The following is a 15,358-nucleotide window of genomic DNA, read 5'->3' as shown; positions in this document are numbered from 1 at the left end:
GAAACCGTTTACATATTGTGGTTTATCATATATATTTCAGTGAAAATACAAATAAATATAATAATATGAATTAATTGGTAATATATAAGATGGATTGTCCCATAAGAGAGAATAGTGAAAGGAGGTGAATAATAATGGCTTGTCCTAATCGTTGCACAGCAGGGGTATGGGTTACATACTGCACTGAAAAATGCCCTAGCAATATTAACAGTAACACTAGAAGAAGAGTAATGGTTTGTCCGTCTGAAAATTGCAGTGTGAATGGAGCTTGTGATTGCTGGTAGAACTCATAAGTGGAGAATCTCTCAGTTTAGCGAGAGATTCTCTTTCTATTATGCAGGCAGACACAGAATGAAGGGAGTATGTTCATGTGAATCAGACTGAAAAAGCGATACCGTCATTTCTAAAAGTTGAAGAGGGTTTGCAGATCGGAGATTATTTGCCCAATATCATGATTCCGGACAATGACTCGATAGATTTGTATGATTGCATTAACGACTATCTTTTGGTGGCGACTATTAGTACTTCCTGCGCGCCTTGTCTTCCGGCGATGGAAGCTATTGATATATTTATTCAACAATACCTCGGTATCAATTTCCTACTATTCATAGAAACGGAAGAGAGTACATTCGAGAAAGCCAAGCAAGTCTTTCACCATTCTGCCCGGATTTACCACGCATCGGATGATGTCCTGTTTGGACAACTGAAGACACGAGGTTATCCGTGGGCCTACGGATTAAATGCGGAGGGACAGATTATTACGATGGAGCATGTTGGAAGTCTGGAATCTTTGGAAAAACTCTTTTTTCCTTTCAAAAGGTTTTGAATCCTTAGGAGGCAACCCCGATGAATATGTGACTTTATTAGAGGAGGAATCATAATGAGCAAACTTAGCTTTCGAGATTTATTCAAGCGTGAGACGTTGGAGCGAGAACAAGTTTATGCTGCGCCGCTACTTGATGAAAAGATACTGATGGAATCTCCTTTGGTACAAGGTCAACTTTTCCGCGGTCTTGAATTGGATGCCAGGCTTGCCGACGCGGCAACGGCAACAATTCTTTTTATCTCCTTAACTTGCAGCAGTTGCATTGATTTGCTAGCCGATCTTACTGAATTTGACGCCAGACACGATGGATTGCTACTTGTCGTTAGCAGCGGATCTATTGAGGATAACGAAGAGCTAGTGCAGTATTACGATTATTCCTTCCCTGTTTTGACGATGGAGGAAAAGGAGTATAAAGCACGATTTGGACTGGAAGCAACACCAGCGGCGATTATGCTGGAACAGGGTCTTGTCATGAGACAATTTACGATTGTGGATATTGGACATCTGTATGATGAGAGCGGAGTGCGAAGAGGAGGCGGCTAATTTGCTTTCAATTACGGCTTTTATATTAGATTTTGTATTGGGCGCTTTATTCTTTGCGGCATTTTACTATAAGTTAAACACCTTTCACGACTTCGAACTTTCCGTGCAGTCCTATCGTGTCCTCCCGTTCTCGCTTACTCGTCCCGCTGCGATCGGATTGCTTCTGTTTGAACTTGTTCTATTTATTTCCTTTGCATCCGGACAAGCACTTTATTATAAGGAGCTGGGTGCTATTGCGCTGTTGCTTGCTTTCAGCGTTTTTCTTGTTAGAAAGCGCCGATTGGATCAGGAGAAGGGGAGAGCATGTTCTTGCTTCGGTTCAATCGACTTTTTAAACCGATATCCTTTGAGTAGAAATTCGATTCTGATCGGGATATGCGCGATTAAATGTCTACTGCCGGCCGCTGTCCTGTCAGCTCAAGCTTCCTTCCAGCAATTTATACTCCATAGTGTAGTGACGTGCAGCTGTTTGTTGCTTGTTGATTATATGCAGACTCGAAAACGATACATTGCGCTGCAGGTAAGAGAATGATGATCTTGTGGATCGTTTTCGCTTTAACGATTTTGTCGGTAGGCCTGCTGCAAGTGTTGGTCATGAAGTATAGGTTGAAAAGGATGGAGCTACATCTAGTAAAAGCGGCAATCGAAGACGAGTCATGGCCGGATACGGAAAAAATGACGGTCATCGGTATTCATTACAAGGACCCATCATTCAAAAGGCTAGATGGAATATTGTCAACAAAAGATAAGGCTTTTCAGAATGTCATCGTATTTTTGGACGCCCCCCCGTTTATCCACCTATTAAAGCAGCGTGGATGGAATAGTTGTTATCGTGTTCGCTATACGCCCGAATGGACAAGTTCCAGGTGGCTTGAACTGCTGGATGGGGAAACGGTCGCTTACGAGTGGGACGGACAGAAGCTGCATCGCTTTACAGAGATAGAAATGCTTCTGGAGCTCAAAATAAGAGTTTTTCAATTGGAGGAGGAACCATTATGCACGCAGAAATCAGCGGACAACTTCTTATAGCTGATCAGGTGGTTGATAATTATGAAACAAGGGCGCATTGTATTCAAAACGTGCGCAATGAAGTGCGACTACGGACATTTCCATCGGTTACGCTTTTTTATTTGTGGGCCAAAGTGTTGTTTTTTGGCGTGAATGAGGGTGTTGTATGGATTAAGGTTTACGACTCGAATAAAAACGTGGTGTGGCAAAAAAGATGTGAAGGTCTCGTAAATAAAAGGTTGGAGCCTGTCCCGGCAGGAATAGATATGGCGTTTCAGCCGCGTTTCGTTGTACATGAAGAAGGATTATTTCACTTTGTAATGACAGACGAATATGGCACGACGTTGGCACATTATCCTCTTTATATATCTCATAGCGAGTCCTAATGGAACCTTCATTCAGCAAGCTGCAAACACTTCGGTTCTTACTGCCTATTCTGTGGAAAATATCAGGTGCAGCCCTAGTGTTACTAATTGGAATAACGTTGGCTCAGGCAGTTATCCCAATTGCGCAGCTTTCGCTCACAAGCAAGCTTGTAGAGGAAGCTGCGCAATTGTTCCAAGGGAGTAGCGAGAGAGGCTTTCAAGATGTATGGAGGCTCGTGTGGCTTCAATTCGCTCTGCTCTTGACAAGTGCACTAATGGCAAGCATTTTTAAATATACGCAGCAGTTTTTTAATGAGCGGGCTACCTTATACTTTGACGAGATGATGTCGACCAAGGTGAATCGTTTATCCTTATCGTATTTTGATGACCATTTTAATTATGATCGGATGCAGCGGACATCCTTCAGCATACAGATGCAAGGGCTCGGAATCGTCTTTATCGTTCTGACAATGCTTCAAAGTATCATTACAGTCATCGGCTTCATGGTTGTGTTGTATCAATTTCACTGGCTTTTGTCGGTGGGAATGCTGCTTCTGGTTGTTCCCATGCTTTGGACTTACTTGTACGAGAGTAAAGCATCTTTCAAGCTTTTTGTTCAACAAACACCGGATGAGCGTATGGCATCTTTTCTTAGCTATTTCCTGAAAAGCCGGGAAGGGGCCAAGGAGATTCGTGTATTTGAATTGGCTGATTATTTAATAGGAAAATGGAAGTTGATTGCGAAGAAGAATGCCTGGCGGAAGCTCGCTTTAGAACGAAAAACGATCGGCATTTCATTTGGAATGCAGATGATTTCATTGGCGCTATTAAGCGGCATGCTGCTATTCGCTTTGAATACTGGAGCGAACGGGGGGCTGGAAATCGGACAATATGTAGCTTTGGCTCAAGCGTTGTTCAACTCACAAGTGCTCATTCAAGGCCTTGCCCAAGGGTATTCTAACCTTCATCAAAGCTTGCTTCATGCGAATGAAGTGCTTGCTTTTATCAAGCTTTCGGAACAGAGTGATCAAAGCGGTAAAGTGGATTTTCCATCTCCGATTAAACAAGGGATCAAAGTCGATAATTTGTCTTTTCAATATGAAGGGGCTTCTAATTCAGCGATTGAAGCATTGAGCTTTTCCATTAATGCGGGGGAAACGATTGCCATTGTAGGAGATAACGGAGCTGGAAAAAGCACATTGGCCAAATGTTTGCTCGGTTTATACAGTCCTAGCCGTGGGTCCATTGCAATAGATGGCATCGATTATGCCGAAATGCGTGCAAGTAGTCTTCGCAGCCGGATGAGCGCCATTTTTCAAGATTTTGTGCAATACCCATTCCCGGTATGGGAGAATATCGGATTGGGAGATGTAGCGGAACTGAATAATCAGGACAGGCTTAGGCAATCCGCCGAACAAGCGAATACAATGTCCTTTATCGATAAACTTCCGGATGGATGGGAAACGGTTCTTGGTATTCAATTTGACGGAGGACATGAACTATCTTACGGACAATGGCAGCGGATTGCATTGAATCGGGCATTTTTTCGGGAATTTGATGTTATTGTGCTTGACGAGCCGACAGCTTCGCTTGATCCGATGACGGAAGCAGCTATTTTTGAAAATCTGATGACGCTGACACGTGGCAGAACAGCCGTTTTTGTCACCCATCGACTCGGAAGCTGTCGCTTTGCGGATCGAATTATCGTTCTCAAGGAGGGGCGCCTAGTCGAGAGTGGAGATCACGAGACGTTAATGAACAATGATGGGGAATACGCTGCGATGTTTCGCAAGCAAGCGGGATGGTATACGAAGGATTGGAATACACAGAAGCTGAGTGTGTAGCTCTTATGACATTTACAGCAAGAAAGGTCATTGGGGTAGCCCGCTGATACTTGGGAAGAACATAACATGATCTCGAATGCAAAAAAAAGCATACTAAAAAGGCAGTCTTAACCTGTAGGAATAGGTTAGACTGCCTTTTGTTATTGTTTCCGAATGACTTAATTTGTTCATATGCTTATTTCTTAAGTGTCTGCAACCAATCAATCATAGCTCCGCTAACCTCATCCAGTTGCTGTTGCGGGGAAATGGCTGCATCCTGATCACCTTTTTGCTTTCCGTAGGTTCCGAACTGAGCGTGGTTGCCGCCTTCAATAGATACGAACTTGGTTGTGGCTTCAGGCAAGTTCTGTTTGCTCTCTTCCCATACGTCCCAATTCAGCACACCATCGTTAGTACCTGTGATTTGCAGGACATTCAAATGGGTGTCTTTCAAGCTACCACCCTTATCGGCATATGAGCCAAGGAAAAATACTCCCTCAAGTTTGTCTGTATTCTCCGATGCATATCTTGCTCCGAAAGCTCCACCGAGTGAATGACCACCGATAACATAGCGATCTTCCGGATGCTTCTCTATTATCGAGGAAGCTCTGTCTTGTCCAAATATAGCTAGGTCGAACGGCATTTCTGCGATATATACGCGATGACCTGCATCAGCGAGCTTGCGTGCAAGCGGTGCATAGCTTTCTGGATCTACTAATGCCCCCGGGTAAAAAATTACGCTTGGCTGGATCACTTCTTGGTCGGCAGGCTCAAAAAGCAAGTTGTTTTTCCCTGATGTGACCTTAACTGCGGAATCACTGTTCATTGCTTGCTCTGCTTCAGCTAGTGGTTCGTATTTTAATAGGGGATATGCAACAGCGACACTTACTATAATAAGCATAACAAGTGAGATTAAAGAGATAAGTATCCACTTTCCGACTTTTCGTTTTGGTTTGGATTGATTTCGTGTCTGTCCTTCATTCATATAGTGTTCTTCCTTCCAGATGTTCATAAATGATATAAACCTTAGATTATCATAGTATACAGACTTAATCCATTTCCCTGCATCCGAAAAAAAGCGGTTCTTCATTAAGTATTATCCAGCTGTACAAGTATCTAACTAAAAAAATCCTTCCCGTTTCCAGAATGCAGATCAGCTTCATTAATTAAGGACAGATCGTCGTCATTTGTTAATGAGGTCATGCAAAAAGCCATGAGAGTGCTCCTCATGGCTTTTTGCTGTCTGCATTCCTTTTTAGAAATATAAAGGGGCATATTATACCGACTCCAGCTTTGAAGCGAAACAGCCATGATAATCAAACGACCTCATAGGTCATTTTAAGAGAGATTTTTTCCTTATCCTTTAGGCCGCCCTGGTGGGAGGATACGGTCGATAAACGGTGTCGTATCAATAGCTGCCAGCTTGGTTCGGCCCCGACCCCAGCCGATCTTTTTTCTCCAGCTGCCGAGAACTTGGTCTTGAATTAATTGCGTCTCAGAGACCGGAGTCTGGAGCGGCTCCGCATATGGAGATACATAGAGCGCATCGGCTGGACAATAGACCTCACAGATGAAACAGGTTTGACAATCCTCTTGACGCACGATTGAAGGAATCCCGTTCTCACCGAGATCAAATACATGGGTCGGACACACTTTCACACATAACCCGCATTCGACACATCGATCTGTACTTAAGAGCTCAATCATGTATGAAACACCTCCTGTCTGCCTGGCTGCTCTGAACGAACCGTAATCTGGTCTATTCCTGATACTATTAACCGGCGCTGTTGAGCGGGATCCATATCAGGATACTCCAGGAGTCCATGAAGTCCTCTCGTTTCGCGGCGCTGAAGCGCGGCGGTGTACATCCAGCGTGCGGTCGCGAGCATCGCTGTGACTTCTCTGGAACGAACCCGCCCGCGAATGGAGGGGTCTACATGGTTATGAACATGCTTCCAAAGTCCGTGCAATCGCTCCAAAGATTGGGTGAGGATCGGCTCGCTGCGGAAGTAATTAATGTCCAGTGGAAATACCTCCTGCTGCACGGCTTTCACCAGTTCAGGTGCATCCAAACGATTCGGAGAAAGTGCCGCACCAGCTTGTATGCCGTATCGTCCGGCAGGTTTAAGCGGACGCTGATCCGCCTGCTTGCCATGCGACAATGCATACTTTGCAGCAGCTTTGCCCGACCATGAACCGGAGGATATAGCCCATGAAGCATTGTAAGCACCTCCGCCGGATTTGGCTCCCGTTACTCGTTCACGGGTGGCAGCATCTCCGGCAGCATATAATCCTGCCACAGAGGTTGCACAAGTCTTATCGATGAGACGAAGGCCTCCGGTTCCTCTGACGGTACCCTCATAGCGAAGCGTGAGCGGGAAGCGTTCCGTGAAGGGATCGATGCCAGCGCGATCATAAGGTAAGAAGAAGATTGCATGCGATTGTCTTAAGATCTGTCTCTTTTCCTCGGTATCGGCGCGATCCATAATGGCGTACACAGGTCCTTTCTGAAACAGCCTAGGCAAGAAATCATGAGGTCTTGGTCCATCGCTATCCAGCTTCACGCCGTCTTCCGAATAATAAGTAGACCAATTCAGCAATCTGCCACGTGTCACGGTGCCGAATGCAGCACTTGGCGCAAAGGATCTCGTAAACTCCATTCCAGAGAGCTCTGCTCCAAGTTCGGAGGCCATAAGCAGTCCCTCGCCAGTCAGTACATTGCAGCCCAATCCATTACTCAGGAACGCACAGCCTCCGGTTGCGATGATGACCGCATTCGCACGAATCTCCCAATCCTTCCCGTCCAAGCGGGAAATTCCACGCGCACCGCCGACACCGTCGTCATCGACAAGCAATTCCAGAGCAGGGCATTGATCTAATATGCGCACACCTGCGCGCTTCACTTCTCGGCGCATGAGCTTCATATATTCAGGCCCTTGCAGATGATCGCGCATCGGAGTACCTTCTTCATCTCGCCGAAAGGGGTATCCCCAATCCTCCACCTGGATTAGACTTTCATACACTTGATCCAGCACACGGTGAATCCATTCGGGTTCCGCTAGATAGCCGCTGGATCGGAAGCGTTCTTCTACAGCGGCCTCTCTTAATTGTTCGTCTGGTGGAAGATAGATAAGATTTGTTCCACCAGGTGCCGTTGCTCCGCTGGAGCCGAGATATCCTTTATCCACGAGCACGACATCGGCATTATTCTTGGCAGCATGCCAAGCTGCCCAAGCACCAGCAGGGCCTCCGCCTATCACTAACACATCGACTGTAAGTCGTAAGATATCATCTGAATTCATCTTTGTTTCCTTCTTCCTCACCGTATAATCCAATCCTTGAGATCGAAATCCGCCGCTGCGAGACCTTCCTCAACTAAAAACTGCTTCGTTCCATTCATAAGCTCGATGCCGGCATCGGTAAATGCCGTTTCCTTAATCTCGCTGATCGGGTACAGCTTCTTTGCTACATCGACCGATACGTTATACAGCTCTGCCAGAAATGTATAATATTCCTCCTGATGCGCTTGTAGATCCTTCAAGGCCTTCTCTCGGGCGGCGTTCCATACCTTCGGAAACTCTGGAAATTGGTTTAAGTATTTTTCCGTCACAACGGTCACACCTGTACCTAACAGATTCTCATGGGTGCTGGCATCCGCGATCAAAGGATATCCTTGTTGAATCTGGTTGAATGCAAATTTATCTGTCGTTGTCATGGCATCAATCTCGCCGCGAGCAAGTGCAGGCTCCGCATCGGCGATAAGCATATGGACGATCTTTACATCCTTGATATTATTCTCTTTCAATAATCCTGCTAGGAATCGATGATGGAATGATCCCTTTTGCGTAGAAATCGTCTTTCCTTGTAAATCTGCCAATGTCTTAGGACCGTCCTTGCGACCGATTAAATAACCGATCGAATGAGTAGACCCCTGAGTGATTACCTTCGTCTTTGCTCCTGTAGATCTAGATAGTATGGCAGGTGTATCGCCTAAACTGCCCATATTCAAACGTCCGCTGATTAAGGATTCGCTCAGATCCGGGCCATTAGGAAAAGCTGTTAATTGAATCTCTTGAATGCCGTAAGCTTTTAATTCCGTTTGAATAATACCCTTATACAGCCCCCAACCCTCGGCACCTCCCGGATAATTGAGCTTAGATGTGCCTATGTAACCATAATTTAATACGGCAGGCACTTGAGATAAAGAATCAGCATCTGCAGCAGTCTTCTGCTGCTTCTCGCCATTCGAGCAAGCTGACACAGCGGTCAACAGCAGGAGTAGAGCTGTAAATAACAAGACAAGCCTTGCAGGTCTTCTTAATGGGGATTTTAGTTTATTTTTCAACATAAACAAGTTACTCCTCTTCTTCATCTTTTTTGTCCTCTTATTTCTAACCTTGATAGTTCTCTCTCCAACGCAGCCATCTGGACTCCAGCAGACGGACCCATGAATCAATTAATTTACCGATAACCGCGAAGATGATCACGCCGACAAAAATGAGATCCGTACTGGAGTTCTGCTTGCCGTAATTAATGAGGAATCCAACTCCTTCTTGTGAGCCTACGAGCTCAGCCACAACGAGACTGAGCCAAGAGATTGCAACAGACAACCGCAGCCCAAGCAATATATTGGGAAGGGCTGAAGGCAAAGTAACTCGCAGTAGCTGGGCTGTTCGTGTGAAGCCAAGTACCTGTGCAGCATGCAGCAGCTTGGTATCTGTGCTTCGAATACCAATGAATGTATTGATGTACATCGGAAAAAAGGCACCAAATGCAATAATGATAATCTTTGAGGTCTCTCCAAATCCAAACCATAATAGAATGATTGGTGCTAATGCCAGATGGGGCAGTAATCTCATAATCTGGATGGTTGGATCAAATACATATTCGAGTCTTCTTAAGAAACCAATCGCCAGGCCTATTAGAAAACCGCTGCTTCCGCCAATGAGAAAGCCGAAGGCAGCTCTTTCGACACTAATGCCTAGATGCATCAGGAGTTCTCCGGATTGAATCAAGGTCTGAAATGCTCCTGCGATTTGAAGCGGTGATGGCAAGAAAACTTCATTGGTCCATCCGAGACTGCTCAGGAGCTGCCACAGGGCGATAATGGAGATCGGGAGTACAGCTCCAATCGTATAATTGGTCCATTGCCGATATCCTTTCTGTAGTTTCATTCTTGTACGGGATGCTGGCAGTTTCGGTTCAGATATGCTGACCTGGTTCATGACCTGGATCGGATCACTCATTCGAATTCCCCCTTTCTGTTATTACAGTCCTGTGAAATGCTCCCGCCAATGCAGCAGCCTGCGTTCCAGCCAGCGAATCAGGATATCGGTTGAGATACCGAGCATGCCGAAGATAAAGATTCCCACATATACAATGGGAGTCTTTGAGAATTGCCTGGCATCTGACATCAGGTATCCGATCCCTGAAGTAGAGCCCATAAGCTCTGCGACTACCAGTCCAAGCCATGCCACACCAATCGATATGCGAACGCCAAGCAGAATGTTAGGCAATGCAGCGGGCAGCACCAGGCGAATCAGGCGCTTCCATCTCGTAAATCCAAGCACGCGTGCGACCTGAAACAGCTTATTGTCAGAGTTACGAATGCCGATAAAGGTGTTGATGTATAACGGGAAGAAGCAGCCCTTCGCAATCAACAGAATCTTAGAGGTTTCTCCGATTCCAAACCAGATGATGAAGAGGGGAGCAAGTGCCAGATGCGGGATCATTCGAATCATTTGAACGGTGGGATCTAACACTTGCTCCGTCTTACGAATTAATCCTGCGAATAGACCGAAGGCTAACCCCAAGCTGCTGCCTAAAAGAAAACCAAGCCATGCGCGCACGATGCTGATCTGGAGATGAGCGGCAAGTTCACCTGAGTGAACTAAATCAATTCCAGCTTGGATAATTCGAAGAGGTGTTGGAAACAGCAGGGTAGAGATATAACCGTAGTTACCAATTATTTGCCAGATGATTAGTGTTGTTACCGGAAAGAGGGCACCTAGCATCACTCGCTTCCATAATGGAGGAGGGCGTAAACGAGTTCTTTTTTGAACGGAAGCTGTAAGCTCGTGTCTCGCTGGATGGGGCAATAAGGACTCGCCTTGATGGTTCATAAACCGTTCACCTCGATCTCAATTCTTGGCTTGAAAAATATAAAAAACGGAGACATCCCATGAAGCTGGATATATCTCCGTTTGAACGGTCGATACTTATTTCATTCTGATAATTTATATCGGTAATTTATAAATAAACGCACTGCGGAAGCGGAGATTAGATCTCATAGCCTGTATCTTCTGGGGCCTCATTCTCAAATGCACGCAATATAATCGTGCGGAACTCCTGAAACGCACTGCTTGTTCGCTTGCGCGGGTAGGGGAGATCGATCGGTACAATCTTCTTGATGCGTCCAGGACGTGCGTCCAGCACCACTACTCGATGCGATAAGAATACAGCCTCGTCAATATCATGCGTAACAAACAGCATCGTGGTCTGGTTACTGCGCCATATATCGAGCAAGGCATCCTGCATATGGCTGCGAGTAAAGGCATCCAGCGCACCAAACGGCTCATCCAGCAGCAGCACCTTCGGATTGCGCAGCAGTGCTCGTGCTATCGCAACGCGTTGAGACATGCCGCCCGAGAGCTGTTTGGGGTAGGACTTCTCAAAGCCTCTCAGCTTGACGAGATCAATCATCTCGTCTACGCGTCGACGTACATCATGGTTTCTCAGTGACAGGTCTGCTGCAATATTGCGTTCAACCGTAAGCCACGGGAAGAGACGATGCTCTTGAAAGATAAAGCCTTTCTCACGTGAAGGACTCGTAATTCGCTGCTGCTCCAGGGTGACTTCTCCAGTTACCTCGGTATCCAGACCTGCAACGATCTTTAGCAGCGTGCTCTTGCCGCAGCCGCTCGGTCCAATAATCGATACGATCTCACCTTCATGAACCGTTAATTGAATGCGATCAAGCACCCACGTACGTTCTGCTTCTGCATGAAATGTCTTGCTAATCTCCTTAATTTCTAACAGTGCCTTGGTCATCTCGGGCACCCCCTTTTTATAGGAATGAAGAAAGGAACGGTAGAGCCGTCCCACTCCATTCGAGAACTGCTTTCTCTGTTAGATACTGGAATTTATTCCGCTTTGCGAGGCTCTTTCACTCTTGTTACACTGTTGCGGCCGTCAACACTTACAGGCAAATGACCCTCCAAGGTTACACGACGCACCACACGGTGCTGATTGCCATAATCGTTAACGGCGATATGCTGTGTAGCGCGGTTATCCCAGAGAGCAACATCACCCTCTGCCCAGCGCCAGCGAATGGTATGCTCAAGACGAGTCACATGTTCCTGGTATATATCGTATAAACGAGCGGATTCACTAGGGGATACGCCGATTATCTTCTTTACGAAGCTGCCAAGCAGCAGGTTCTTCTCACCGGTTTCCGGATGTACATGTACAAGCGGATGTTCCGTTTCATAGATCGTTGATGCAAATGTGGACTGATACTTCTTCACGGTCTCTGAGGTTTGATCCGCTACGGCAGAAATACGCTGTGCGTAATCATACGTATTCGAGTGGAGAGCCCAGAGACGATCCGCCAGGCTTTTCAAGGTATCAGGTAAGCTGTCGTAGGCTGCAGCCGTGTTCGCCCATACGGTATCTCCTCCTGATGCAGCCGCAACGACTGAGCGCAGGATCGATGCACTTGGGTAAGCATCGATGAACGTCACATCGGTATGCCATGCATTCGCGCGGCCGCCTTGATGAGAATCCAGCTCTAGGATGTACTGTGATCCCGGCTTCGTAGGAACTGTTGGATGCGCGAATGGTGCTCCCAGCAGGGTGGCGAACGCTTCTTGAGCGGCATCATCGAGATGGTTCTGACCACGGAAGAACAACACTTTATACTTGTTCAGTGCTTGACGAATCTCTTGCACTTGCTCTGCTGGCACATCTCCGCCGAGCTTGATGCCTCTTACCTCTGCACCAATCTTGCCGCCGATCGCTTGAATCTCCAACAATTCTGCCTGTGTTGATGCTTGTGTGCTCATGAATAATCGCCTCCAATAGGGATTTGGTTTACGCGGGTGTACGTATCTTAATCTTCAACATAAGTATTCGCATGAATTTAGTAAGATTAAAGGCGTGACAGCCCCTTATGTACAACTCAACAGGAATAAAAAAATTCAACGTACAGCCAGATCGCTAGATCTGTTGTTCGTTGAATTTCTGGTGGACCAGTCAATTCATCCCGCTCATGAGGTTGTGACCAAATATTACCTGCTAATGCAGTTTGTTGTCAATACCCATTATACGGGTAGGAATACATTAATTTAAAAAAGACTCCCTTTCCAAGTATTTCAAGTACATATTTGCCTTATTTTAAGAGAAAAAAGAAGATGTCTCAATCACACAATTATCCCTTGGTTCAATAGACCTTGGAGTACGTAGAATAATGCGTAATAAACATTTAATAGAGGAACTGCATCTATCGCTGGCTGTGACATCCTCTACATCTGAATAATCGAATCGGAAATGTTGAATAATTCACCATTCATAACCAGAACCTAAAGGCAAGTGTATAAAAGGAGGGGCCAAAAGCGTGGAGCTTGGGATAAGCACATTTGTCGAGACAACACCAGATGTTCAGACAGGGGAGACAATTAGCCACGCCGAACGATTACGTGAAGTGGTAGAGGAGATTGTACTAGCGGATCAGGTAGGACTCGATGTGTTTGGTGTGGGTGAACATCATCGTCATGATTATGCTGCCTCATCTCCCGCCGTGGTACTAGCAGCTGGCGCATCCCTGACAACTAAGATTCGATTGACCAGTGCAGTCATGATCCTGTCATCAGCCGATCCAGTACGTGTATTTCAGGATTTTGCAACGCTAGATGGTATTTCGAATGGACGTGCAGAGATTATGGTAGGTCGAGGTTCATTCCTAGAGTCCTTCCCGTTATTCGGATATGATCTGAATGATTATGAAGCGTTGTTCGATGAGAAATTAGAGCTGCTATTAGCAATTCAGAAGTCAGAGATCGTTAATTGGACAGGTAAACATAGACCAGCAATACACAACCTGGGGATCTACCCACGACCTGTACAGAATCCTTTACCGATATGGATTGGAAGCGCGGGAAGTCCAGCATCTGCAATCCGTACAGGTTCTCTTGGATTGCCCTTCGTTCTAGCCATTATTGGAGGAGTTCGTCCTTTAGATTTCGTTTCACAGGTGCAACTTTACAAGAAGTCAGCGGCTGAGGCTGGGTATGATGTTTCGCGGTTACCCATTGCGTCGCACTCTCATGGCTTTGTTGCGGCAACTACGCCATTGGCTATTGAGAAGTTCTTCCCTTCAACATTTGCACGTACGAACGTGAGGGCGATCGAGAAAGGGACGCCTCCCTATCATCGTTCAGATTATGATGCAGCTTGTAGTTTTGAAGGTGCTTTATATGTTGGCGATCCAGAAACGGTTGCGAACAAAATCATTCACCTTCGCAAGCATGTGGGGATCACACGATTCTTCTTACATGTGCCGCACGGTACGATGCCACATGCAGATGTGATGGAATCTATAAGACTCATGGGAACAGAAGTCGCGCCTCGCGTGAGGGAAGGGGTATCCAGATTAGAAGCTAATCTTCGATGATGAGTAAGGATGTTTTTTTATTGACTATACCTATCAGGATGCACCATAATAGATCTTTCTACCACTTCAAGTAAGGCACTAGGTAATGACAATACATGTAGACCGCGTACCTTTCTCTAGGGCTCGGTCTTTTTTTTGTGGGTCAAAATCGGGTAGATAAAAACAGCATGATTAAGGAGAAGTGTAATAAATGTTCAAATCTTATCTTTGGCTCACTTTATGTGTAGTCATATGGGGCAGTAATTTTGTATTCGGTAAGATGCTAGTCCAAGATTTCTCTCCATCTTTATTAACATCACTGAGACTTTTATTTATAGTTATTTTGTTACTTGGTTTGTCTGTGTATAAAAAACATTTCAAACGAGTGAATAGATCTGAATTTATTTCAATAATTGTGCTAGGTGTGATTGGGGTATTTATAAATCAATGGTCCTTTTTTGTTGGTCTAGAAACGGCAGATCCAACAACATCTGCTTTAATTTTAGCAACGACTCCTATATTAACAGGGTTCTTGGCAGCTGTTTTCCTAAAGGAAAAATTAACGATACGTATGCTTCTCGGTTCTATCGTTGCCATTATCGGGATTTATTTTGTTGTTGCGAAAGGCGACTTATCATCTGTGCATTTTGAAAAAGGATTGATGTGGATTGTTGTAACCATGGTAACATTTGCAATCATGATCGTGATGACCAGGGTCCTCTCACAAAAAGTCGATTCACTAACAATCACTTTTTACTCCAACGTAGTGGGACTTTTCGTGTCTATACCATTTGCATTTTTCGCAGATCCTTTAGTGCGAATAAGTACGAATTCCTACGCTTGGCTACTGCTCATTGGAACAGCGGTTTTAGTGCATGGTATTGCCACACTGATCTGGAATAATAACATTCGCCATGTTGATGCTTCGAAGGCGTCCATTTTATCTAACTTAGAGCCTTTTGTTGCCATGATTATGGGATTCATATTACTGTACAAACCAATTGCTGGAGTAGAACTATTAGGATCAATGTTCATTGTAGGCGGTGTTTTATTATCCACATATCAACGTAAAACTCAAATAGCGCATACTCCGAAGAAGTAGAAGATTAAAGACAAAAACCAGATACCACATTCATGTGGTATC

At 45.4% G+C, this 15,358-nt stretch carries 16 protein-coding genes; 8 read left to right on the top strand and 8 right to left on the bottom strand.

Going from position 1 to position 15,358, the window contains the following annotated elements; genetic code table 11:
- The first annotated feature begins 370 nt into the window (after positions 1-370).
- Genes AC3WJJ_RS12240 through AC3WJJ_RS12215 form a run of 6 tightly spaced genes read left to right on the top strand, consistent with a single transcriptional unit; the run spans position 371 to position 4,586 of the window.
- Positions 371-826, top strand: a complete 456-nt coding sequence (locus tag AC3WJJ_RS12240; protein ID WP_492540891.1) for a TlpA family protein disulfide reductase — start codon at positions 371-373, stop codon at positions 824-826.
- 54 nt (positions 827-880) lie between these two features.
- Positions 881-1,369, top strand: a complete 489-nt coding sequence (locus AC3WJJ_RS12235; protein WP_492540889.1) for a hypothetical protein — start codon at positions 881-883, stop codon at positions 1,367-1,369.
- 1 nt (position 1,370) lies between these two features.
- The gene (locus AC3WJJ_RS12230; RefSeq protein ID WP_492540887.1) at positions 1,371-1,901 is read left to right on the top strand and encodes a MauE/DoxX family redox-associated membrane protein; all 531 of its coding nucleotides are present in this window, start codon (positions 1,371-1,373) and stop codon (positions 1,899-1,901) included.
- Between the two features lie 5 nt (positions 1,902-1,906).
- A complete protein-coding gene (locus tag AC3WJJ_RS12225) occupies positions 1,907-2,398 on the top strand; it encodes a hypothetical protein (protein ID WP_492540886.1) in 492 nt (163 codons plus the stop codon).
- Positions 2,365-2,763 (top strand): hypothetical protein, encoded by a 399-nt coding sequence (locus AC3WJJ_RS12220; RefSeq protein ID WP_492540884.1) that lies wholly within the window; start codon positions 2,365-2,367, stop codon positions 2,761-2,763. Before AC3WJJ_RS12225 ends, AC3WJJ_RS12220 begins: the two co-directional genes overlap by 34 nt.
- Positions 2,763-4,586, top strand: a complete 1,824-nt coding sequence (locus AC3WJJ_RS12215) for an ABC transporter ATP-binding protein (RefSeq protein ID WP_492540882.1) — start codon at positions 2,763-2,765, stop codon at positions 4,584-4,586. The genes AC3WJJ_RS12220 and AC3WJJ_RS12215 overlap by 1 nt, the downstream gene beginning before the upstream one ends.
- Positions 4,587-4,761: 175 nt before the next feature.
- On the opposite strand, the gene AC3WJJ_RS12210 is transcribed toward AC3WJJ_RS12215, so the two are convergent.
- From AC3WJJ_RS12210 to AC3WJJ_RS12175, 8 genes are all read right to left on the bottom strand, one after another.
- The gene (locus tag AC3WJJ_RS12210) at positions 4,762-5,655 is read right to left on the bottom strand and encodes an alpha/beta hydrolase (RefSeq protein WP_492540880.1); all 894 of its coding nucleotides are present in this window, start codon (positions 5,653-5,655) and stop codon (positions 4,762-4,764) included.
- A gap of 266 nt (positions 5,656-5,921) precedes the next feature.
- Positions 5,922-6,272: a 4Fe-4S binding protein gene (locus AC3WJJ_RS12205; protein WP_492540878.1), complete on the bottom strand. Its 351-nt coding sequence runs from the start codon at positions 6,270-6,272 to the stop codon at positions 5,922-5,924.
- Complete coding sequence (locus AC3WJJ_RS12200; protein ID WP_492540876.1) at positions 6,269-7,867, bottom strand: FAD-dependent oxidoreductase; 1,599 nt, start codon at positions 7,865-7,867, stop codon at positions 6,269-6,271. Before AC3WJJ_RS12200 ends, AC3WJJ_RS12205 begins: the two co-directional genes overlap by 4 nt.
- Positions 7,868-7,884: 17 nt before the next feature.
- On the bottom strand, positions 7,885-8,913 hold the full coding sequence (locus AC3WJJ_RS12195; RefSeq protein WP_492540874.1) for an ABC transporter substrate-binding protein: 1,029 nt from the start codon (positions 8,911-8,913) through the stop codon (positions 7,885-7,887).
- A gap of 43 nt (positions 8,914-8,956) precedes the next feature.
- Positions 8,957-9,811 (bottom strand): ABC transporter permease, encoded by an 855-nt coding sequence (locus AC3WJJ_RS12190; RefSeq protein WP_492540872.1) that lies wholly within the window; start codon positions 9,809-9,811, stop codon positions 8,957-8,959.
- A 21-nt stretch (positions 9,812-9,832) separates the two neighbouring features.
- Positions 9,833-10,687: an ABC transporter permease gene (locus AC3WJJ_RS12185; RefSeq protein WP_492540870.1), complete on the bottom strand. Its 855-nt coding sequence runs from the start codon at positions 10,685-10,687 to the stop codon at positions 9,833-9,835.
- A 157-nt stretch (positions 10,688-10,844) separates the two neighbouring features.
- A complete protein-coding gene (locus tag AC3WJJ_RS12180; RefSeq protein WP_492540868.1) occupies positions 10,845-11,615 on the bottom strand; it encodes an ABC transporter ATP-binding protein in 771 nt (256 codons plus the stop codon).
- A 92-nt stretch (positions 11,616-11,707) separates the two neighbouring features.
- Positions 11,708-12,628 (bottom strand): TauD/TfdA dioxygenase family protein, encoded by a 921-nt coding sequence (locus AC3WJJ_RS12175; RefSeq protein WP_492540866.1) that lies wholly within the window; start codon positions 12,626-12,628, stop codon positions 11,708-11,710.
- A gap of 551 nt (positions 12,629-13,179) precedes the next feature.
- On the opposite strand from AC3WJJ_RS12175, the gene AC3WJJ_RS12170 reads away from it, so the two are divergent.
- Together AC3WJJ_RS12170 and AC3WJJ_RS12165 are read left to right on the top strand one after the other, a co-directional pair.
- Entirely contained in the window at positions 13,180-14,235 is a 1,056-nt protein-coding gene (locus AC3WJJ_RS12170) for an LLM class flavin-dependent oxidoreductase (protein ID WP_492540864.1), read from the top strand.
- Positions 14,236-14,425: 190 nt separating this feature from the next.
- Complete coding sequence (locus AC3WJJ_RS12165) at positions 14,426-15,316, top strand: DMT family transporter (RefSeq protein WP_492540862.1); 891 nt, start codon at positions 14,426-14,428, stop codon at positions 15,314-15,316.
- Positions 15,317-15,358 lie beyond the last annotated feature (42 nt).

Source organism: Paenibacillus sp. FW507-14B1B (assembly GCF_058781425.1).
Note: the sequence above shows the minus strand (reverse complement) of the source record. Positions and strands in the feature narration are given on the sequence as shown.

Coding starts and splice junctions, on each gene's coding strand:
- AC3WJJ_RS12235 (WP_492540889.1), top strand. CDS start 881: ATGAGCAAACTTAGCTTTCGAGATTTATTCAAGCGTGAGACGTTGGAG.
- AC3WJJ_RS12220 (WP_492540884.1), top strand. CDS start 2,365: ATGCACGCAGAAATCAGCGGACAACTTCTTATAGCTGATCAGGTGGTT.
- AC3WJJ_RS12215 (WP_492540882.1), top strand. CDS start 2,763: ATGGAACCTTCATTCAGCAAGCTGCAAACACTTCGGTTCTTACTGCCT.
- AC3WJJ_RS12210 (WP_492540880.1), bottom strand. CDS start 5,655: ATGAAGAACCGCTTTTTTTCGGATGCAGGGAAATGGATTAAGTCTGTA.
- AC3WJJ_RS12205 (WP_492540878.1), bottom strand. CDS start 6,272: ATGATTGAGCTCTTAAGTACAGATCGATGTGTCGAATGCGGGTTATGT.
- AC3WJJ_RS12200 (WP_492540876.1), bottom strand. CDS start 7,867: ATGAATTCAGATGATATCTTACGACTTACAGTCGATGTGTTAGTGATA.
- AC3WJJ_RS12195 (WP_492540874.1), bottom strand. CDS start 8,913: ATGTTGAAAAATAAACTAAAATCCCCATTAAGAAGACCTGCAAGGCTT.
- AC3WJJ_RS12190 (WP_492540872.1), bottom strand. CDS start 9,811: ATGAGTGATCCGATCCAGGTCATGAACCAGGTCAGCATATCTGAACCG.
- AC3WJJ_RS12185 (WP_492540870.1), bottom strand. CDS start 10,687: ATGAACCATCAAGGCGAGTCCTTATTGCCCCATCCAGCGAGACACGAG.
- AC3WJJ_RS12180 (WP_492540868.1), bottom strand. CDS start 11,615: ATGACCAAGGCACTGTTAGAAATTAAGGAGATTAGCAAGACATTTCAT.
- AC3WJJ_RS12175 (WP_492540866.1), bottom strand. CDS start 12,628: ATGAGCACACAAGCATCAACACAGGCAGAATTGTTGGAGATTCAAGCG.
- AC3WJJ_RS12165 (WP_492540862.1), top strand. CDS start 14,426: ATGTTCAAATCTTATCTTTGGCTCACTTTATGTGTAGTCATATGGGGC.